Source organism: Bradyrhizobium sp. RDI18 (assembly GCF_043203335.1).
GTDB classification, from domain to species: Bacteria; Pseudomonadota; Alphaproteobacteria; order Rhizobiales; family Xanthobacteraceae; genus Bradyrhizobium; species Bradyrhizobium retamae.
Window position 1 is genome coordinate 6,527,414 of sequence record NZ_JBICRN010000008.1, and the last position, 19,283, is coordinate 6,546,696.

Genomic DNA, 19,283 nt, shown 5'->3' on the forward strand with positions numbered 1-19,283 from the left:
AAGTGCAGTGGCAAAGCAGCCATGGACCGCCGCGCGTTACTGGTCGGCTCGTCATCCCTTGTAGCGGCAGCAACTCTGACATCGCAAGCACTCGCGCAGGCCCAGAAGGCCGCGCCTGCTGCGGCCCCAGCAGCACCAGCGGCCCCGGCTGCCGGCCGTAGACCGAACATACTCGTCATCTTCGGCGACGATATCGGCATTCCGCAGATCAGCGCCTACACGATGGGTATGATGGGATATCGCACGCCCAACATCGACCGCATCGCGCGCGAGGGCGCCATCTTCACGGATGCATACGGACAGCAAAGCTGCACAGCCGGTCGTGCCTCCTTCATTCTGGGACAGGAGCCTTTCCGGACCGGCCTCCTCACCATCGGCATGCCCGGAGATCCCCATGGTATCCAGGATTGGATGCCGACCATTGCCGACGTCATGAAGACCCAAGGTTATGCTACCGGCCAGTTCGGCAAGAACCATCTCGGTGACCGAGACGAACATCTGCCCACCAAGCACGGCTTCGACGAGTTCTTTGGAAATCTCTATCATCTCAACGCCGAAGAGGAGCCGGAAGGCTACTTCTATCCGAAGGATCCGAACTTCCGTAAGCAGTTCGGCCCTCGGGGCGTCATCAAGGCGTCCGCCGATGGAAAGATCGAGGACACGGGCCCCCTGAACACGGCGCGCATGCCGACCGTGGACGAGGAGTTCCTGGGTGCCGCCAAGGACTTCATCGGCCGCCAAGCCAGGGCAAATCGGCCCTTCTTCGTTTGGTTCAACTCGACGCGAATGCACATCTTCACTCACTTGAAGGCGTCTTCCCGTGGCAGGAGCGGGAAAGGCATTCACGCCGACGGCATGGTGGAGCATGATGGAATGGTCGGAGAGTTGCTGCAGCAACTCGACAATCTCGGCATCGCCGACAACACGATCGTCCTTTACACGACCGACAACGGCGCTGAAATCGCTCTCTGGCCCGACGGAGCCATGACGCCGTTCCATGGCGAGAAGGGCACGACGTGGGAAGGCGGCTTCCGCATCCCGATGATGGTGCGATGGCCGGGCGTGGTGAAGCCAGGGACGCAATACAACGAGATCATCTCGTTGATCGATTGGTTCCCGACGCTTTGCGCAGCGGCCGGGATTCCGGACATCAAGGAAAAAATGAGGGCGGGATTTGCCGGTGCAGGCGGCAAGAGTTTCCGCGTTCATCTCGACGGCTATAACTTCATGCCCTTCTTCAAGGGCGAAACCCAGACGTCACCCCGGGATTCGATCTACTACTTCGATCAGGGGGCAATCTCAATGCGATCCGCTGGAACGATTGGAAGCTCAGCTTTGCCACTGCATCGAAGGGAAACATCGCGACCGCGACCCGCGAAGTGCCGTCATGGTCGCTGATCGCCAACTTGCGCATGGACCCTTACGAGCGCGGCATGGAGGAAGGAGGAGGAGCGGTAAATTTCCTTGCCCAAAACATGTGGCTGATCGTGCCTGTGCAGGGAAAGATCAAGGAGTTCTTTTCCGATTTCGATCAATTCCCGTATCAGGAAGGCAGTTCGCTGAACGCGAGCGGCATAAATTATGGAATGCTCCGGCAGCAGGCAGCCATGAAGCGGCTTAGTGAAATCGAGCGCCTCAAGCCGAAGTAGTGCGGATAGCCAAGACCTGACAGCAGGTGGAAAGGACGTTGCCATGATGGTTCGTTTCAACGCCCTGCTGCTTGCATTTCTTGCCGCCATCTCTGTTGCGCTGGCGCAGCCGGTGGACCATCTGGCGTCGTGGAATGATGGCGCGGCGAAAAACGCGATCACCGATTTCGTCGCACGCGTCACCACGCAAGGCGGCGCGGACTTCGTGCCGCCCGCAGAACGCATCATCGGCAGGCGGCCGATCCTTGCGTTCGGGAATTCGGACGGCGATCTGCAGATGTTGCAATGGGCCACGGCGGGGCCGGGGGCGCGCTTTGCGGGCATCGGGCATCACACCGATGCAGAGCGTGAGTACGCCTACGACCGTCAGTCGAAGATCGAAAAGCTGGACAAGGCTTTGGACGAGGCCAGGGCAAAGGGGTGGACTGTCGTCGACATGAAGCAGGACTGGAAAAGGATGTTTGCGTTTGAGCCCGAGGGAGGAGCGAAATGAAGCGAGCTGTCGTTGCTCTTGCGTGGTTGGGTCTGGCTGCATCGGCATTCGCGCAGACACCGCAGAGTGATCGCCTCAAGCACAGCCGCGCGGTCGAAGCGGTCATCTGGGGCATGCCGGCGGTGAACTTCGACCGCATGTTACAGGCGGCGATCGCCAACGGCGCGAAGCCCAACCAGGTCGTTTACTGGTCGCGACCCCTGAACTGGCAGAACCAGACGCTCACGCCCAATCCGGACACGATCTACCTCAACCCGTTTTACGACACGCGCTCCGGTCCGGTCGTGCTGGAGATCCCGCCTGCCGAGGGCGACGCGGTGATCGTCGGCAGCGCGGACAATGCATGGCAGAACGCGCTGGAAGATGTCGGTCCGGCGGGCGCCGACAAGGGCAAAGGCGGCAAATATCTGATCACGCCGCCCGGATATAAAGGCGGACCGCTGGACGGATATATCCATCTGCCGTCGGACACGTATCAGGGGTTCGTGATCCTGCGCTCGAACTTCAAGAGCCGCAGCGACGCCGACATCGCCGCTGCGGTCGCGTACGGCAAGCGGATCAAAATCTATCCGCTGGGCGGCAGTCCTGAGGGAACGGTCTATGTCGACGTTTACGACAAGCCGTTTGACGCGACGATCCCTTATGACTGGCGCTTTTTCGAGATCGCTCCACCGCTTCGTACAGGTTGAGCCGTGGCTGGAGCGCGACAAGGTGATGATCGACCTGCTCCAGTCGATCGGCATCGAGAAAGGCAAGCCGTTCAATCCTGATGCGAAGACGAAGACGGTCTTCGAGCAAGCCGCGCGTGAGGCACGGGCTGAGATCGACTTGCGTTACGCCGGGCTGTTCGTCCCTCCGTATTTCAACGGAACGCACTGGGCGGTGCCGGCCTCGGCGAGCGTGGTTGAAGGCATGGGTACTGGGTTCGCCGATCCCAACAGCTATCCCGTGACCGGCCGTGCTGTCTCTTACGCGATGGGATACTTCAGCGCCAAGCGCCTTGGGGCGGGGCAATTTTACCTCATTTCGATTCAAGACCGCGACGGGCGTCCACTCGACGGACAGCAGGCCTATCGTCTGACCGTGCCGGCGAACGCTCCGGTGACGCAATATTGGTCAGCGACAGCGTACGACCGCGAGACGCACGCGCTGATCCGTGAGACGTCGCGATCCAGCCGCGCGTCGAACAGCCCGGACGTGCGGAAGAACGCCGACGGATCGGTGGACATCTACTTCGGCCCGCGGGCACCAGCCGGGAAGGAAGCGAACTGGGTGCCGACGAACGGCCGCGATTTCGAAGTGCTGTTCCGCCTCTATGGTCCGGAGAAACCGCTGTTCGAGAAGACGTGGGTGCTGCCGGACATCGAGAAGGTCTCGGAGCAGTGATTGAAAGGAGCGAAATCATGAAAGCCATTCGCACCTCCATCTGCGGCACCTCCATCTGCGTCTGCGTGGTCGCAGCCCTAGCTGTGGCAACTTCCCCCGCACTCGCGCAAGTGCCCTCGGGGGACGCTGTACCGGTTACCGCTGACAACTTTAATCGCGCCGAGTCTCATATGTATTTCGCATCGGCGATCAAGCAGGCCGGCGGCATCGGCAAGTTCCACCATCACCGTGAGGTCATGCCGATCGACAACCAGACCGTGATCCGCGCCAATCGCGACACAATGTATTCGGCGGCGGTCTTCGATCTCGATGCTGGGCCGGTGACGATCACGCTGCCCGATCCGGCCGACCGCTTCATGTCCATGATCGTGATTGATGAAGATCAGTACGCGTTGGCTACCGTCTACGCGCCGGGCAGTTTCACTTACTCGAAGGACAAGGTCGGCACGCGCTACGTGATGACGGGAATCCGTACTTTCGTTGATCCCGCAGATCCGAAGGATATCGAACGGGCACACGCCTTGCAGGACGCAGTCAAGGTCAGCCAGGTCAGTTCTGGCCGCTTTGAGGTCCCAAACTGGGATCAAGCAAGCCAGAAAAAGGTGCGCGACGCGTTAATTGTTCTTGCCAGTACAATTCCCGACACCAAGCGCATGTTCGGACCCAGGGATCAGGTCGACCCGGTGCGGCATTTGATCGGAACCGCCACCGGCTGGGGTGGCAATGCCGAGAAGGACGCGACCTATCTTACCGTCGTGCCGACCGACAATGACGGCAAGACCATCTATAGGCTTACGGTGAAGGATGTGCCGGTCGACGGCTTCTGGTCGATCAGCGTGTACAACGCGAAAGGTTACTTCGAACCGAACCAGTACAACGCATATTCGCTCAACACCGTCACCGCGAAGAGGGGCGCGGACGGCTCGGTCGCCGTTCAGTTTGGCGGTTGCGACGGCATCGTCCCCAACTGCCTGCCAACCACGCCAGGCTGGAATTATTGGGTGCGCCTCTATCGCCCGCGCGCTGAGATCTTGAAGGGCGAGTGGAAACTCCCGGAGCCGCAGGCGGTGAACCGAGCGGAATAACGCCATGACCGGCCTCGACATCTTCGCCTGGATCGTCCTGATCATCCTTGCCGCCAGCATTGTCGGCGTAGTCTGCATCATGGGCTGGCTGCCGGGGCACATAGCGAAAGGCCGCGGCCACCCCTGGGCGCAGGCGGTCACAGTGGCGGGCTGGATCACGCTACTCTTCGGCTTTGCGCTGTGGCCGATTGCGCTGATCTGGGCCCATGTCGATATTCCCCGGCCGCGCGCGGAGACGCGGCCATGATGATCGCGCTGATGGCTGTCTATCTCCTGCTGCTGTTTGCGATCGTGCGGCTCGGGATCGTGCGCTTCAACTATGGATTGCTCCGGCAGCAGGCAGCCTTGAAGCGGCTTAGTGAGATTGAGCGCCTGAAGCCGAAGTAGTGCGGATAGCCACCTGACAGAAGGTGGAAAGGACGATTGCCATGATGGTTCGGTTCAATGCTCTGTTGCTGGCGTTCTTTGCCGCCATCTCTGTTGCGGTGGCGCAGCCGGTGGACCATCTGGCGTCGTGGAATGATGGCGCGGCGAAGAACGCGATCATCGATTTCGTCGCGCGCACCACCGCGTGCGGCACGCCGGACTTTGTCCCGCTCGGCGAGCGCATCGCCAACTTCGACAACGACGGCACGCTGTGGGCCGAGCAGCCGGTGTACTTCCAGCTCGCCTTCGCGTTCGGCCGCGTCAAGGCGCTGGCGCCGCAGCATCCCGAGCGGCAGACCAAGCAGCCGTTCAAGGCGCTGCTCGACAAAGACATGAAGGCGCTGGGGGCGGCTGGCGAGAAGGGCCTCCTGCAGATCATGGCGGCGGCCCACACCGGCATGACCGCAGCGACGATTGCGCACACGCAAACCTTGGCCGTAGCGCCTGCGGCGAGGGCAGTTCAGGCGCGGCCTGTCCAGGCCCGCTTAGCAGAGGAGATGGAGAGATGACACCGAATCGTCGAGAAGCCGTTTCCTTGCTCTCCGGCGCTTGCATAGCGCCGCTCATGAAGTCCGGCGCATTCGCGCAGGCTGCTTCACCGTCGGCAGCCGGCATGTCGAAAGGACCGCCGCGCAATCCATTCCTGTCTGCTGAGAAATATGCGGTCACGCATTTCGATGCCGGACAGAGCGATTCGTTCCCCTATCCTGTGGCGCGGGGCACGTTCCATGTCGATCTGTGGAAGCAGCCGCGGGTCCGCAGCGGGCCGATCAACATCATGACCCTTGCTTCCGCCTCGCCCGATTACATGTGGGGCGTGTCTTCGAAGCACTACACTTACATCGACGTTTCTGGCGGCGGACTGCGCGAAGTTACGCGCTTCGCGGCGCTCGGACCGGCCGGCCCGCTCGATCCGGACAAGTTGGATCAACTGCTCAAAATGCAGTTCACGGATGTGCCGCAGCTCGAAAAGGCCCTGAAAGATGTCTGGGGCGTCGACGACAAGAACTGGGCCTCGTTCATTGCGGGTGGCACCTACAGCGTGGTCGACCGCGAGAACGTGCTCTACATCAACTCCGGTCCCAAAGGCAGCACGGTCTACGCCATCGGATTGAACGATCCCAAGAACCCGAGCGCAGGCATCAAGGTGCTGCGCAGCATCGACGTCGCGAACATTCTCAAGACGGCTAGCGGCGCGCTCGGCGAGGGCCTGACCGGCCTGAACATGACCTACGACGGCAAACTAATCATCCTCGGCCGTCAGAGCGTTGCAGTTATCGACGCGAACCTGACCGGCCAGCCTCACGTCGTCACTTTCGGCGAAGGCGAATACGTCTCCAACGCCTGTGCTGTGGACGAGAAAGGCGGAATTTACGTCGCGAGCGACAAGATCATGCGCAAGGTGGTGTGGACCGGCGCGAAGCTGTCGATGGACGAGGCCGACGGCGCATGGGCGGCGCCTTACGACTTCGGCCGCCAGCCGCCGGCGGTGAAAATCGGCATCGGCACAGGCTCTACGCCGACACTGATGGGCTTCGGCGATGATCCTGACAAGCTCGTGGTCATCACTGACGGCGCGGATCGCATGAAGCTCGTCGCCTTCTGGCGCGACCAAATTCCGAACGGATGGCAGCAGCAGCCGGGGACGCAATCGCCGCGCATTGCCGGTCAAATTCAGGTCACGTGCGGGCTCTCACCTGCACCTGAGTTCGTTCAGAGCGAGCAGTCGGTTGTGGTCAACGGCTACGGCGCCTTCGTGGTCAACAACATGCGCGCGAAGGGAGCGGACAACCGGCTTGTTGACGTGATCGGCGGCGGGCCGATCTTCGATCCGCCGGCCGGTTGCGAACGCTTCGAGTGGAATCCGAAAACGCACGCATGGAGATCGGTGTGGACGCGCAATGACGTGTCGGCGACCAGTCAGGTGCCCACTATGAGTTCAGCGTCAAACATCGTGTTGACCAACGGGTACACAAAGCAGGATGGCTGGGTGGTTACCGGGATGGACTGGAACACTGGCGAGACCGTGCACCAAACCATCTTCGGGCAGGACAACCTTGGCAACGGCGCCTACGCACTGATGCAGTTCCTCCCGAACGGCGACATGCTGTTCAACAGCATCGGCGGGCCGACGCGCGTGAAGCTGGAATAAGTGCTTGGTCCAAAGGGAGAGAACGCCATGAACAGGAGGCAAGCGCTGGTCGGTGCGGCGGCGACAGTCATGGTCGGCGGCATCGCTGTGCCAAATCCGGCAAGAGCCCAACAAGCTATGCAACGAGAAGCTTCTTCGAGCGCCGACGCGACCCGCCGCACGATCGAGCGGCGCGCAATCGAGGCCGTCATCTGGGGCATGCCGCTCGTCAACACCGACGCGATGCGCCAAGCCTTCCTCCGCGATGTCGGAGCACAGTACAACGACATTTGCTATTTCTCGAAGCCGGCCGACTGGCGTTTCCAGGTCACGACCCCGAACGCCTCGACCCACTACGTCTACTCCAATTTCAACCTCAAGGATGGACCGGTGGTGCTCGACGTCCCGGCGCCGGTCGGCGCGGGTTTGCTCGGCTCCGTGATGGACGCCTGGGACGTCACCGTTGCCGGCGTCGGCCCGGAAGACGAGAACAAGGGGCAGGCGGCAAAATACCTGTTCCTGCCGCCGCGTTTCAGCGGCAATGCGCCGCCGGGGTACATTCCTGTCCCGCTTCGGACCAATAACGGCTATTTCCTGCTCCGATCGATTCCGGCCGGTTCGACTGAGGCTGACGTTGCCGCTGCAATAGCGCTGATCAAGAAGCTGCGTCTCTACCCGCTGGCGCGAGCCGCGAGTCTGCCCGAGCAGCGCTTCATCGACATTCACGGCAAGACGTTCGACGGCGTCGCCAGCTTCGACGAGAGCTTCTTTGAGAACTTGAACCGGATGGTGCAGGAAGAGCCGGTCCAGGAGCGCGACCTGGTCGCGATGGGCATGCTCATGAGCATCGGCATCGTGAAGGGCAAGGAGTTCACGCCCGACGCGGAGACCAGGCGCATCTTGAGGGCAGCGGCCCAAGAGCAACTGGCGGTATTCGTCGAGGGGATGAAGACGTTCGGTGAGCGTTGGTGGACGGACCGGCAGTGGGCCCTTCCTGACACTCGGGGCGTCAGGACGAACTTCAGCTACATCACGGCAGACGCGATCGACCTGGATGCGCGCGGCCTGTCCAACTTTGCCGCCTTCGGCTTTCCGAAGCGGGTGGGACAGGGCGGGAGCATCGTCTACCTCGTCGCATTCCGCGACGGCAACACCGCGCCACTCAGCGGAGAGCACACCTACCGGCTGCACGTTCCGGCCAACGTCCCCGCCAGGCAGTACTGGTCGGTGATTGCCTACGACAGCGTCACGAACGCGTTCATCCGTGAATCCCCGTGGTCGGCCTCGATTCATACAATCAGGCCATGCGTCGAAATGCCGACGGCTCGGTTGACATCTTCTTTGGCCCGAAGGCTCCCGCTGGGATCGAGTCGAATTGGATCTCTACCGCGCCGGGCCGCGCCTATTTCGCAGGCTTCCGCCTGTACGACCCGGACAAGCCATTCTTCGAGAAGCGCTGGACGCTCGCGGACATGGAAAAAATTCAGTAGCGCGGCAAGTCGCCGCCGGGAGGTCAACCATGCTTGGACGGCTTCGTGGAATTCTCGTGCTGGCGCTGGCCAGCGTGGTGTCTGCGCCAGCGTCGGCGCAAAACGTCTCCGAGCAGGAGGCCTATGAGATCGCGCGCGATGCGTACCAATATGCCTATCCCATCGTCACCATGGACGTGACCAGGCGGCAGTCGACCAACGTGCCGAACGCCGCGACTATTCCCATGCGCGCGCCGGTCAATCAGTTCGCGCATGCGCGCAGCTACCCGGCGGCCGACGCCCGGGATGTGGTGCGTTTCAATTTCGACACGCTCTACTCGCTCGCCTGGCTCGACCTGTCCAACGAGCCGATCGTGCTCTCCGTGCCCGATACCGGCGGACGCTACTACCTGCTGCCCATGCTCGACATGTGGACAGATGTGTTCGCGGTCGTGGGCTCCCGCACCACAGGAACCAAGGCGGGCCACTATGCCATCGTGCCTCTGGGCTGGAATAGTGCCTTGCCTGCGGGCATCGACAAGATCGCGGCACCGACGCCGGTGATCTGGATTCTGGGTCGCACGCAGACCGATGGTGCTACCGACTATGCGAACGTCCACAAGATCCAGGATGGCTACAAGCTCACTCCGCTCAGCCAGTGGGGCAAGTCCTACACACCGCCGGCCAGTGCGGCCACCGATGCCTCGATCGACAACAAGACGCCACCGCTGTTCCAGGTGAACAACATGGATGGCGTCACCGTGCTGACGCGCCTGGCGGAGCTTCTCCAGAAGCATCCGCCGCATGGCAACGACTATCCGATCCTGTTCCGCCTGCGGCGGCTCGGCATCGAGGCAGGCAAGCCGTTCGACGCCTCGAAGCTCGATCCAACGACCATCAACACGGCCGCCAAGGCTGCGCGTGAGGAGGTCGAGCAGATGATCATGAAGGGGTTCGGGATCAAAGCCAACGGCTGGTTCTATCCGCTCGACGGTATCGGCACCTATGGGACAGCCTACAGGACGCGTGCCCAACTGACGATCGGCGGCCTCGGCGCCAACCTGTCCGAGGATGCCGTCTATCCCACCACGTTCGTGGACGAGGACAACCGCCCCCTGACTGGCGCCAACCGCTACATACTGCATTTCGACAAAGGCAGGCTGCCGCCCGCCGACGCCTTCTGGTCGCTGACGCTCTACGACAAGGATGGCTTCCAGGTGCCAAATCCGTTCAACCGCTTCGCGGTCGGCGACCACTTTGCTGACAACAAGCTCAAATCAAACGCCGACGGCTCGCTCGATATCTACGTCCAAAACGAATCGCCAGGAGCCGACAAGGAGTCGAACTGGCTGCCGTCGCCCAAGGGCGAGTTCAACCTGTCCATCCGGATGTACTCGCCGAAGCGGGAGGTCCTGAACCAGGAATGGGCCCCGCCGCCGGTGAGGCGGCTTCAGTAATCCCGCAGCGCTCACGTGACATGACGAAGAAGGAACGATAGCGATGAAACGAACAGCTCTCGCAGTACTTGCACTTCTCCCTGCGCTTTCGATGCCAGCGTCGGCGCAGAACGTCTCCGAGCAGGAGGCGTATGAGATCGCGCGGGACGCGTATGTGTACGCCTATCCGATGCTGCTGACGGACTTGACGTTCCGGCAGATGGCCAATTACGCCGAACCGACGGGCCAGTTGGCGCAGGCTCCGCTTGGTCAGTTCAGCCACGCGAAGGAGTTCACGCCGGCGGACTGGAAGGTGATCGTCAGGCCCAACGTCGACACGCTCTATTCCCCAGGCACGCTCGACCTTGGGCCTGAGCCGTTCGTGCTGTCGGTGCCGGCAACCGACCGCTACTTCGTGCTGCCGATCATGAGCCTGTGGACGGACATCTTCGCCGTCCCCGGCACACGGACCATCGGCCGCAACACCGCCCGCAACTTCCTGCTCGTGGGGCCGAACTGGCGGGGCGAGGTTCCTCCCGGCCTGGAACTCATCCGCAGTCCCACGCGCATCATGAGCGTCGGCGGCCGCACACAGACCAACGGGCCGGCTGACTACGAAACCGTTCACAAGATTCAGGCCGGGTACAAGTTCACGCCGCTCTCGGCCTGGGGCAAAGCCGACTATGTGCCGCCCAAGGGCACGGTCGATCCTGCGCTCGACATGAAAACGCGGCCGCCGGTGCAGGTCGACAGGATGGACGCCGCGGTCTACTTCGCCCGCTTCGCCGAGCTCTTGAAGGACAACCCGCCCGGCCCGTTCGACTATCCGATGATCCACCGCCTGGAGCGGCTCGGCTTCAAGGTCGGGCAGAGCTTCGACCTCAACGCTCAGCCCGCCACCATCAAGCAGGCATTCGTGCGCGCCACCGCCGATGGCAAGGCGCTGGTCGAGAAGCTCGGCAGGGAGGCCGGCGGCGAAGGCGGGAAGGGTTGGGTCTACACGACCCGCAGCGGCGCTTACGGTGTCGACTACCGCTACCGGGCGGCGATCGCCTGGTGCTGTCTCGGCGAGAACCTGCCCGAGGACGCCGTCTATCCTTCCCTCTCCATCGACAGCGATGGCCGGCCATTCGACGGCAGCAACAAATACCTGCTGCACTTCGACAAGGGCAAGTTCCCGCCGGTCGATGCCTTCTGGTCGGTGACGGCCTACGACAAGGACGGCTACTTCATCCCGAACGTGCTGAAACGGCAGGCGCTCGGCGACCGCGACAAGCTTGTCACGAACGCCGACGGCTCGCTCGACCTCTATATGCAGGCGCAATCACCAGGAAAGGATAAGGAGTCGAACTGGCTGCCGGTCGCCGCCGGTCAACCGTTCAACCTGCTGATGCGTCTCTATTCGCCGCGCGCCGAAGTCCTCGACGGCTCCTGGACGCCGCCGGCGGTGAAGAAGGTGAATTGAGGGGTAAGCCACTCACCCAGCAGGTCAGAGGAGCACAAACGATGAAATCCGTGACTCTTGATGCCGGCCCAGTGACGATCACACTGCCCGACGCCGGCAATCGCTTCTTTGAGTGGATGCCATGAGCGGCCTCGACATCTTCGCCTGGATCGTCCTGATCATCCTGGCCGCCAGCATTGTCGGCGTGTTCTGCATCATGGGCTGGCTGCCTGGGCACATAGCGAAAGGCCGCGGCCATCCCTGGGCGCAGGCGGTCACGGTGGCGGGCTGGATCACGCTGCTGTTTGGCTTTGCGTTGTGGCCGATCGCGCTGATCTGGGCCTATGTCGATATTCCGCAGGCGCGCGCGGAGACACGGCCATGATGATCGCGCTCATGGCGGTCTATCTCGTGCTGCTGTTTGCGATCGTGCAGCTCGGGATCGTGCGCTTCAACCTGTTCTGGAAGGCATCGCCTTTCATCGTGCTGCTGCTGCTCAACCTCGGCCTGTTCATTCCCATGGGTTGGGGCGCGCCGCAGGGCCCGGCGCTGGCCTATCGCAACGCCGTCTCGATCGTACCCAGCGTGGCGGGCGAAGTGACTGATGTGCCCGTCGTCGCCAACTCGCCGCTCAAGGCCGGCGATGTCCTGTTCAAGATCGATCCGGCGCCTTACCACGCCCAAGTGATCGCGATAGAAGCCCAACTCAAGCTGTCGGAAACGCGGCTGTCGCAGATGACCACGCTGTATGAGCGCGACGCCGGCCGTGCCTTCGACGTGCAGCAGAGGCAATCCGAGGTGGATCAGCTCAAGGGGCAGCTTGAGGCCGCGCAGTGGAATCTCGACAAGACGATCGTCCGGGCGCCGGGCGACGGCTATGTCACCAACCTTGCACTACGCAAGGGCGCGCGAGTGGCGAACCTTCCCTTGACGCCGGTGATGGCGTTCATCGATACGTCGGCCACCCTGTTCGGCGTCGAGATCGACCAGATCAACGCGCGCTATATCGCGCCTGGGCAGGAAGTGGAGCTCACGTTCAAATACGCGCCTGGCCGCATCTTCTCGGGCCGTGTCGAAAGCGTCCTGCAGGCCGTTGCGACCGGCCAGGCGCAAACCTCCGGTACGGCTGTGATGCCCAAAGCGATCGAGTCCGTTCCTTTCGTCGTCCGCGTCAAATTCGATGATCAGGCATTCGCGCAGACGCTGCCGGCCGGCGCGGCCGGAACGGCCGCGATCTACACCGACCACGTCCCGTTCAGCCATTTTATCCGGCGGATCCTGCTGCGCCAGATCGCGATCCTGAACTACGTCAATCCGTTCTGAGCTACTTCAGGTGCCGCGGCCCGCGCGGCGTCGCCGGCTTCTCCGGCGCGGAAGGCGCAAAGCTCAAAGTGACCAGGGCGGTTTGGGTCGTCGGCCGGTTCTCGGTGGCCACGTCCCAATAACCGCGGATGTTCAGGTAACCGGTGTAGCCTTCGAACGCCGGAAAGAAGAAGCCGATCTGAGGGCCGATGCCGACCGAGTGGCCCTTGAAATCGCCGAGTTTGGCGCCGGCGCCGCTGTCTCCGGTAATTTGCTGATAGACATAGCCGGCGATGCCGACATGAACACTCTTGCTGACGAAATGCGATGCCGCCCAGTCGAAATGGAAGTCGATGCCGTTGCGGTATTGCAGGGCATCATTCATCCCATTGTAGGTGAAGCCAGCGACCGCCGAGAATTCGTGCCCGGTGTGCGGATTGAGGTAGGTATAGCCAAAGCCGCTGTCGATAGCGGTATAGCCGGGGCTGAGATTGGCCAGGCGGTTCGGATCGTAGGTGCCGCTCGGGATATTGCCCAGCACGTACCACATGTAATTGTTGACGCCCTGATTCCATTTCAGCATGCCGAGATAGTAGACGTCGGCAAAGGTGGTCCGCTCGTCGCGGGCGTTGCCCGAAACCTGATTGCCGAGCGGACCCGTGAGCGTGGCGCCGATGTTGAGACCAACATTGCCCGGTATCCCGGCGGCACCGATGGTCAATTGGCCGCCAAGGACGGGGGTTTCGAAGGTATAGGCCGGCAGGAACGCGACGGCGTCGGCGCGCGCATGCAGGCCGGTGACGATGGACGCGTTGTTCTGCAGCTCCTTGCCGCCGCCTGCGTTTGCTTCGAGGTGAGCATAGAGGGTGGTGAGGCTCCAGCCCGGTTGTCCGGGCACCGCGGAAAGGCTGCCCATGCCGCCCGGCAACCAGAAACCCACGCCGCCCGCGTCGGCCTTCGCTGCAACGGGGGCTATCGTGATCGCGCCGAGCGTCAGGGCTGCGAGTGCTTGCCGCGACAATCGATCCATCATTCGGCTTCTCCTGGAAGCACCAAGCGATCAGCCCATTTTAGTGGCAAGCAAGGCCGCCTGTTGTGGTTTTGGCCGACGCGGTTGCAAACTTTTTCCGGTAGTGACCTATTCGTCACGCCACCAGACCGGGCAGGGCATTCGATGCCGCATTCTGGGACAGCGAATATGCAGTTTGTGCCAATGCGTCAGTTTGCTCTTTCAGATCAGTTTCTGCGCTCGGCATAGCGGGGCTATCCTATCGTCGCAGGTTACAGGATTTTCCGCTGACATCGTCTCGAAGATGGAGCCGGAGATCGAGAGATGACCAACCACCGTCCGGTAGAGCCGCGCAAACTTCATATCGGGTTTCGCACTTCCATCGTCACGCTGTTCGTGGCCGTGGTGCTGCTTGTCGGATTGACGCTGGTCTATCTCAGTTTTAGCCGCGTCTCGCTGATCACGCAGACGGCGGCAAGTACCTTTATCGCCAAGGTGGCGCAACTCGGTGCCGGCCGGATCGATTCGAAATTCAGCAACGTGCGCGACAGTCTGGATATCCTTGCAGGCCTGCCGTCAATTCAATCGGCGGAAATCGAGGACAATTCGCGGCTCTACGGCCTGATGGCCTCGATGCTGCGCAACAACCCGCAGATTTTCAATCTCTATGTGGGTTATGAGGACGGCTCATTCCTGGAAATGGACGTGATCGATCGCGCCAAGCCAGCCTTCCGCGCCAGCCTCGGCGTGGATGAGGATGCTGCGTTTCGCGTGGTAATTATTTCCCGCACCGGCGCCACGTCGTCGTCGCCCGTCACCTTATACCTATCGGAGAACCTGATCCAGGTTGCAGAGATCAAGGGACCTACAAGTTATGACCCACGGCAGCGTCCTTGGTACGTTGAAGCGTTCAGAGATGAGAAGACATTACTAACTGGACCGTATGTGTTCTTTGCCACCGGCCAGGTCGGCTACACCTTGCGTACCGCGCTGAAAGAAGGTCGCCGCGGCGTCGTTGCTGCCGATCTCCTGCTCAATCGCCTCGAGGAAATGCTGGGGGAGCAGAGGCTCGGCAATTCCGGGCTTGCCTTTCTATTCAATGATTCCATGCAAATCGTCGGCCATCCCGAGATGAGCCGGTTGATGGAGGAATTCCCGAGCGCGGCGACGAACTGCCCCGGATGAGTGCCATCGAGCCGCCTGGTGTTTTGCAAGCGGTAAGGGCGTGGCGAAAAGGCGGCGCTTCGCAGCAATTCTTTGCGGACGAGGCCGGACGCGCCTATGTGGCCGCTTTCCACGACATCGAGACAGCGGGCAATGCCAATATCAAGCTCGCAGTGATCGCGCCGCTCGACGAGTTCTTCGCAAAGATCATCTCGGAGCGCACCGGCCTGTTTGCGCTGGCAATGGGCTTCGTGCTCGGCATGCTGCCGCTCGCCATCTGGCTCGGTTCCATGCTCGCGCGGTCGCTGCGCGACCTGGCGCAACAGACCGACGAGATTCAGCACTTTCGGCTGGCAGATCGTCCGCGTCTGCATTCGATGATCGACGAGATCAATGAGCTCGGCCGCTCGGTGTTCACGATGCGGAGGGTAATCCGCAACTTTTCCAGTTTTGTGCCGCGGCCGATCGTACGCCAGCTCGTCAGATCGAAACGTCGCTTGAGCTCGGAGGAACGCGGCGGGAGGTGACGGTGCTATTTACCGATGTCGCCGATTTCACCGCCAAGACGGAGAAGGCCGATCCTTCCGAGGTTATGATCTTCACGTCTCGCTATTTTGCGGCGCTCTCCGAGACCATTATGAAACATCACGGCACGATCGATAAATTCATAGGCGATGCCGTGATGGCGTTCTGGAACGCGCCCGACGACGATCCCGATCACGTCGTCCATGCCTGCGAGGCCGTGCTTGCTTGCGTGAAGCGCAACAACGAATTGAATGATGAGTTCCGCAAGACCGGATGGCCTGCCTATGGCACCCGCTTCGGCCTGCATGCCGGTGACGCTGTGGTCGGCAATGTCGGCTCCTCCGACCGCATGAATTACACTGCGCTCGGCGCAAACATCAACCTCGCGGCGCGGCTGGAGGGGCTGAACAAGAATTACGGGACGAGGGTACTGGTCAGCGCCGCTGTGAAGGAGCGTGCCGAAGGACGCTTTGCCTTCCGCAGCGTCGACGAGATCAGACCAAAGGGCTTTGCGGAGGCCGTGCGGATTTTTGAACTGCGTGGCGAGACCGATGGCGCTGCGGAGGACGACTTCTGCAAACGTTGGGAAATCGTCTATGCCGCCATCTGGCAGGATCAGCCGGCTGCGGCGCTGGTCTGGGTCACCGATTTCCTTGCACAGTATCCCGGTGACGGCATTGCGCGGTACCACGCCGAACGGCTGCGGACGGAGTTGCAGGGCACGCACCTTGTTTCGGCCGGAGCGATGCGATGACTCGCGTGCTTTGCCCCTTGGACAGGCGTCAGATGCTGGCCGGCGGGCTTGCGGTTGGCGCTGCCTTTGCGGCTCCCGCGATTGCGCAGTCCAGAACGCGGGTTCGGCTGGGGTACCTCCATGTTCTCGCCGTCGATGGGCAGATTTTCACCGGCCTTGACCGCGGCTCGTTCGACAAGCAGGGCCTCGACTTCGAGCTGGTCGAGCGTAGCACCGGCCCCGAAGTATTCGAAGCCATGGCACGCGGGGAGGTGGACGTTCTGTCCGCCGGCGGAGTGATCTCGAACTATCTGGCACTCGGCGCTGGCCGCGCCTTTCTGATCAACGATATCGAGGTCGCGACCGCGCAGCTCTGGGTGCGGCCGGACCGCGGGGTGAGAACGTTTGCCGACCTTCGAGGCAAGCGTGTAGCAACGACTACGCAGACTACGGCCCACATCTTCCTCGACCGTGCCCTGCGCGCCAACGGCCTTGGCCTGACCGATGTTCAGGTGATCAACAGCAGCATGCCGCAGGCCGTCGGCGCATTCATTGCCGGGGAGGTGCCTGCCGTCGCCTTGTGGGTGCCCTTTAATCTCAGTGTCCGCGACAAGCTGCCTGATGCCATCAAGCTGGTGGATGCCTCCGCCTTCTATCCGCAGTCGGCGGTGATCGGCGGCTGGGTGGCGCGGCATGAATACTATGCCGCTAATAAGGACGTACTACAGCGGATTATCCGAGGCTGGGCGGAAGCCAACGACTACATGGTGCGTAATCCGAAGGCCGCGGCCGAGGCGCTGCAACAGCGGCACTACCAGCGGGCGTCGATCGCCGACATCACGGAAGCGCTCAAGGCGCAGAAGATGTTTTCGTCACGGGAATGGAAGCGGCTCTATTCAGACGGGACAGTCATCAAATGGCTCCAGCAGGTCAGCGACTTCTTCATGGCTGAAGCAGGCGTGACGACGGCGACGCCGGCCACGGATTATTTCGATCCTAGTTTGTACTTAGCAACGGTGAATTAGTAGCTGATCTCCACCCGCCGAATGCAGAATTATTCGCCCCGATCCACGATCGCGTGTAACCGAACCATCGGCTCGGTCAGACTACCGGACGGATCAGTTGCTTCGCCCTGAGGTGCAGTAATGATCTAGGTCTTGCCTTTCCGCTTAAGAAAAATTCTCAACGGTCCTTTTGCGCAAGTTGGGCGGCTCCGTGTTCAAAGACGGCACCTACTCCGCTTGGTTCAAGACGCCCCAGGCCAGGGCACCGGCATCGTTCATTTCGAAGAAGGCAAGATCTCGGGGTGATTTCGCCGAGTAGTCGCGATCGCCATAAAGGTGAGAGCGACAAAGTCCGATTTCGATAGAGTCATCACAGTTCGTCCGACAACTGCCGAGGAGGTCGTGACCTTGCGTGACGTAAAAATCGGGGAGAAATTCGCCAATCGATTCAGCGAGATAGGAAATCGAATCGTTCTCAAAACGAAATCAAGTCGTTCTTAAAGCGGCCAGCGTCCGAAGCACCTCACACAAGTGGCCTTTCAGCAATGGGCCATCCAGTCAGACCTATGCTCTCAATTGAGCAAGGAGCGCTTTGGCATCTTCCAGGTCGACTGTGTCGAAGCCCTCGGTGAACCAGCCATAGACAGGCGCAAGTAGATCACGGGCTTCAACATGCCTCCCCTGGTCGTGCCATAGCCGCGCGAGGCTCGTGGCGGCGCGGAGTTCAAACATCCTGGCGCCCTGCGCGCGGCTCACGTCGAGCGCCTTACCAAAACATTCTTCCACATCGGTCAATGAATGTCCCGCGGCGCGCCGCACCTCGCCTTCATTCCGGTGCAGCTCCGCCTCCCAATTGTATTGTTCAGAGCGCTGCGCTCTTTCTCGCGCATCGATGCACAGAGCCACGGCTGACCGGAAATCGCCAATGCGACCACGAACTTGGGCCAACAGGCTCGTGAAAAGCGGAACAAAAAATGTCAGGTTCTTGCCGTCGACATCAGCAATGCCCCTTTGCATCAGAGAAATGCCGCTCTCCGGTCCGCTAGTCCATGAGACTGCCCAGCCCTCAAAAATGATCCCACTGCTCCGCCATGCCAGCACGCCGTGCTCCGTTGCAAGAGCACTCAAGGTTTGCGTATGAGTTAGCACTGCGGCCGTATTCCCGAAAAGCTGCTCGAGCGCGGCTCCCGCTAAAAAATGAGCGAAACCACTTGTGTTGACGTGATTGAGTGCGGCTGCGTAGCTGAGAGCTTGTGCCTGCATTCTTGCTGCACGGTCGGGGAAGCCTGAAATCCATTCGACTAACGCCAACAATGCTGATGCAGACGCGAATGGATCAGTGATGTACCGGGCCGCAAGGGATCGGTCACGCTCGGGATCGTACAGCGCAAGCGACTGCTCGAGTTCTTTCCGAGCCAATGCAAATTCTCCAAGCTGATACAACACAATCCCGATTCCACGATGCGCCATCAGCTGCATCACCCGGTCGCCTTGGCGGATGCCTAGCGTCTGGCAGCGTTCCGCGAATTCCAACGCCTTGTAGGTGTTGCCGGTCGCGTTGCAGTAAGAGAACTGGGCATAGAGCGACGCAAACAGGCGTCCCACGTCGTCCAGCTTCTCGGATAGAATCGTTGCGCGCTCGCACGCAGTTCCGACTTCCGAACTTGTGTATCCACGCACCGCCAGCAACGGTGTGCCTAAGGCGATCTGAAAATCGAGCTCACGGCGATCCCGGTCAGCGGACTCCGGCAGCGTATTGAGGAGCGCTAATCCCCGCTCAAGATGAATGATTGCTTCCTGATCTGCCGAGCGCTTGGCGGCGCGCTGACCCGCATCGAGCCAATAGGTGGTCGCCTCGCTCGCAAGCCCGGCCTTGGTGAAATGATGGGCGACAACCTCAGGTTGGCTTTCGACCAACGCCGGAAACCGCTCGGCCAGCACTTTGGCGATGCTTGCATGCAACTGCCTGCGCCGGCTCTTGAGCATCGTGGCGTAGGCGGCGTCCTGTATCAGTGCGTGCTTGAATG

At 61.3% G+C, this 19,283-nt stretch carries 17 protein-coding genes and 3 pseudogenes; 18 read left to right on the top strand and 2 right to left on the bottom strand.

Features of this window, described 5'->3' with window-relative positions; genetic code table 11:
• Nucleotides 1-21: 21 nt before the first annotated feature.
• The 14 genes and pseudogenes from ACFXS9_RS40535 (at nt 22) to ACFXS9_RS40600 (ending at nt 12,842) form a co-directional block, all read left to right on the top strand.
• Nucleotides 22-1,649: pseudogene (locus ACFXS9_RS40535) on the top strand (arylsulfatase).
• A 223-nt stretch (nt 1,650-1,872) separates the two neighbouring features.
• Nucleotides 1,873-2,142 (top strand): annotated as a pseudogene (locus ACFXS9_RS40540) (haloacid dehalogenase-like hydrolase); the annotation flags it as partial.
• Nucleotides 2,143-2,255: 113 nt separating this feature from the next.
• Nucleotides 2,256-2,831 carry a DUF1254 domain-containing protein gene (locus tag ACFXS9_RS40545; protein ID WP_392699019.1) on the top strand — a complete coding sequence of 192 codons (576 nt, stop codon included), beginning with the start codon at nt 2,256-2,258 and terminating at the stop codon, nt 2,829-2,831.
• Nucleotides 2,785-3,528, top strand: coding sequence for a DUF1214 domain-containing protein (locus ACFXS9_RS40550; protein WP_392699021.1), 744 nt, complete (start codon nt 2,785-2,787; stop codon nt 3,526-3,528). Before ACFXS9_RS40545 ends, ACFXS9_RS40550 begins: the two co-directional genes overlap by 47 nt.
• 17 nt (nt 3,529-3,545) lie before the next feature.
• The gene (locus ACFXS9_RS40555; protein ID WP_392699022.1) at nt 3,546-4,613 is read left to right on the top strand and encodes a DUF1254 domain-containing protein; all 1,068 of its coding nucleotides are present in this window, start codon (nt 3,546-3,548) and stop codon (nt 4,611-4,613) included.
• Nucleotides 4,614-4,617: 4 nt separating this feature from the next.
• On the top strand, nt 4,618-4,860 hold the full coding sequence (locus tag ACFXS9_RS40560; protein WP_392699023.1) for a DUF3302 domain-containing protein: 243 nt from the start codon (nt 4,618-4,620) through the stop codon (nt 4,858-4,860).
• The gene (locus tag ACFXS9_RS40565; RefSeq protein ID WP_392699025.1) at nt 4,857-5,000 is read left to right on the top strand and encodes a hypothetical protein; all 144 of its coding nucleotides are present in this window, start codon (nt 4,857-4,859) and stop codon (nt 4,998-5,000) included. Before ACFXS9_RS40560 ends, ACFXS9_RS40565 begins: the two co-directional genes overlap by 4 nt.
• 41 nt (nt 5,001-5,041) lie before the next feature.
• On the top strand, nt 5,042-5,548 hold the full coding sequence (locus ACFXS9_RS40570) for a hypothetical protein (protein WP_392699027.1): 507 nt from the start codon (nt 5,042-5,044) through the stop codon (nt 5,546-5,548).
• Complete coding sequence (locus ACFXS9_RS40575; RefSeq protein WP_392699028.1) at nt 5,545-7,191, top strand: hypothetical protein; 1,647 nt, start codon at nt 5,545-5,547, stop codon at nt 7,189-7,191. The genes ACFXS9_RS40570 and ACFXS9_RS40575 overlap by 4 nt, the downstream gene beginning before the upstream one ends.
• Nucleotides 7,192-7,413: 222 nt before the next feature.
• A pseudogene (locus ACFXS9_RS40580) lies at nt 7,414-8,660 on the top strand (DUF1214 domain-containing protein).
• Between the two features lie 56 nt (nt 8,661-8,716).
• Entirely contained in the window at nt 8,717-10,096 is a 1,380-nt protein-coding gene (locus ACFXS9_RS40585) for a DUF1254 domain-containing protein (RefSeq protein ID WP_392699030.1), read from the top strand.
• A 43-nt stretch (nt 10,097-10,139) separates the two neighbouring features.
• A complete protein-coding gene (locus tag ACFXS9_RS40590) occupies nt 10,140-11,540 on the top strand; it encodes a DUF1254 domain-containing protein (protein WP_392699031.1) in 1,401 nt (466 codons plus the stop codon).
• Between the two features lie 121 nt (nt 11,541-11,661).
• Nucleotides 11,662-11,904 (top strand): DUF3302 domain-containing protein, encoded by a 243-nt coding sequence (locus ACFXS9_RS40595; protein ID WP_392699033.1) that lies wholly within the window; start codon nt 11,662-11,664, stop codon nt 11,902-11,904.
• On the top strand, nt 11,901-12,842 hold the full coding sequence (locus ACFXS9_RS40600) for an HlyD family secretion protein (RefSeq protein WP_392699034.1): 942 nt from the start codon (nt 11,901-11,903) through the stop codon (nt 12,840-12,842). Before ACFXS9_RS40595 ends, ACFXS9_RS40600 begins: the two co-directional genes overlap by 4 nt.
• Before the next feature lies 1 nt (nt 12,843).
• Here ACFXS9_RS40600 and ACFXS9_RS40605 read toward each other — a convergent pair whose 3' ends face one another.
• Nucleotides 12,844-13,854 carry a transporter gene (locus ACFXS9_RS40605; protein ID WP_392699035.1) on the bottom strand — a complete coding sequence of 337 codons (1,011 nt, stop codon included), beginning with the start codon at nt 13,852-13,854 and terminating at the stop codon, nt 12,844-12,846.
• 300 nt (nt 13,855-14,154) lie between these two features.
• Between ACFXS9_RS40605 and ACFXS9_RS40610 the strand changes: the two genes are divergently transcribed.
• The 4 genes from ACFXS9_RS40610 to ACFXS9_RS40625 are packed head-to-tail and all read left to right on the top strand — an operon-like array spanning nt 14,155 to nt 17,277.
• Nucleotides 14,155-15,015, top strand: a complete 861-nt coding sequence (locus ACFXS9_RS40610) for a cache domain-containing protein (RefSeq protein ID WP_392699036.1) — start codon at nt 14,155-14,157, stop codon at nt 15,013-15,015.
• On the top strand, nt 15,012-15,521 hold the full coding sequence (locus ACFXS9_RS40615; RefSeq protein ID WP_392699038.1) for a hypothetical protein: 510 nt from the start codon (nt 15,012-15,014) through the stop codon (nt 15,519-15,521). The genes ACFXS9_RS40610 and ACFXS9_RS40615 overlap by 4 nt, the downstream gene beginning before the upstream one ends.
• A gap of 2 nt (nt 15,522-15,523) precedes the next feature.
• A complete protein-coding gene (locus ACFXS9_RS40620) occupies nt 15,524-16,273 on the top strand; it encodes an adenylate/guanylate cyclase domain-containing protein (protein ID WP_392699039.1) in 750 nt (249 codons plus the stop codon).
• Nucleotides 16,274-16,290: 17 nt separating this feature from the next.
• Complete coding sequence (locus ACFXS9_RS40625) at nt 16,291-17,277, top strand: ABC transporter substrate-binding protein (RefSeq protein ID WP_392700282.1); 987 nt, start codon at nt 16,291-16,293, stop codon at nt 17,275-17,277.
• A 543-nt stretch (nt 17,278-17,820) separates the two neighbouring features.
• Here the strand turns inward: ACFXS9_RS40625 and ACFXS9_RS40630 are convergent.
• On the bottom strand, nt 17,821-19,218 hold the full coding sequence (locus ACFXS9_RS40630) for a hypothetical protein (RefSeq protein ID WP_392699041.1): 1,398 nt from the start codon (nt 19,216-19,218) through the stop codon (nt 17,821-17,823).
• Nucleotides 19,219-19,283: the final 65 nt, after the last annotated feature.

Coding starts and splice junctions, on each gene's coding strand:
- ACFXS9_RS40545 (WP_392699019.1), top strand. CDS start 2,256: ATGCCGGCGGTGAACTTCGACCGCATGTTACAGGCGGCGATCGCCAAC.
- ACFXS9_RS40550 (WP_392699021.1), top strand. CDS start 2,785: ATGACTGGCGCTTTTTCGAGATCGCTCCACCGCTTCGTACAGGTTGAG.
- ACFXS9_RS40555 (WP_392699022.1), top strand. CDS start 3,546: ATGAAAGCCATTCGCACCTCCATCTGCGGCACCTCCATCTGCGTCTGC.
- ACFXS9_RS40560 (WP_392699023.1), top strand. CDS start 4,618: ATGACCGGCCTCGACATCTTCGCCTGGATCGTCCTGATCATCCTTGCC.
- ACFXS9_RS40565 (WP_392699025.1), top strand. CDS start 4,857: ATGATGATCGCGCTGATGGCTGTCTATCTCCTGCTGCTGTTTGCGATC.
- ACFXS9_RS40570 (WP_392699027.1), top strand. CDS start 5,042: ATGATGGTTCGGTTCAATGCTCTGTTGCTGGCGTTCTTTGCCGCCATC.
- ACFXS9_RS40575 (WP_392699028.1), top strand. CDS start 5,545: ATGACACCGAATCGTCGAGAAGCCGTTTCCTTGCTCTCCGGCGCTTGC.
- ACFXS9_RS40590 (WP_392699031.1), top strand. CDS start 10,140: ATGAAACGAACAGCTCTCGCAGTACTTGCACTTCTCCCTGCGCTTTCG.
- ACFXS9_RS40595 (WP_392699033.1), top strand. CDS start 11,662: ATGAGCGGCCTCGACATCTTCGCCTGGATCGTCCTGATCATCCTGGCC.
- ACFXS9_RS40600 (WP_392699034.1), top strand. CDS start 11,901: ATGATGATCGCGCTCATGGCGGTCTATCTCGTGCTGCTGTTTGCGATC.
- ACFXS9_RS40605 (WP_392699035.1), bottom strand. CDS start 13,854: ATGATGGATCGATTGTCGCGGCAAGCACTCGCAGCCCTGACGCTCGGC.
- ACFXS9_RS40610 (WP_392699036.1), top strand. CDS start 14,155: ATGACCAACCACCGTCCGGTAGAGCCGCGCAAACTTCATATCGGGTTT.
- ACFXS9_RS40615 (WP_392699038.1), top strand. CDS start 15,012: ATGAGTGCCATCGAGCCGCCTGGTGTTTTGCAAGCGGTAAGGGCGTGG.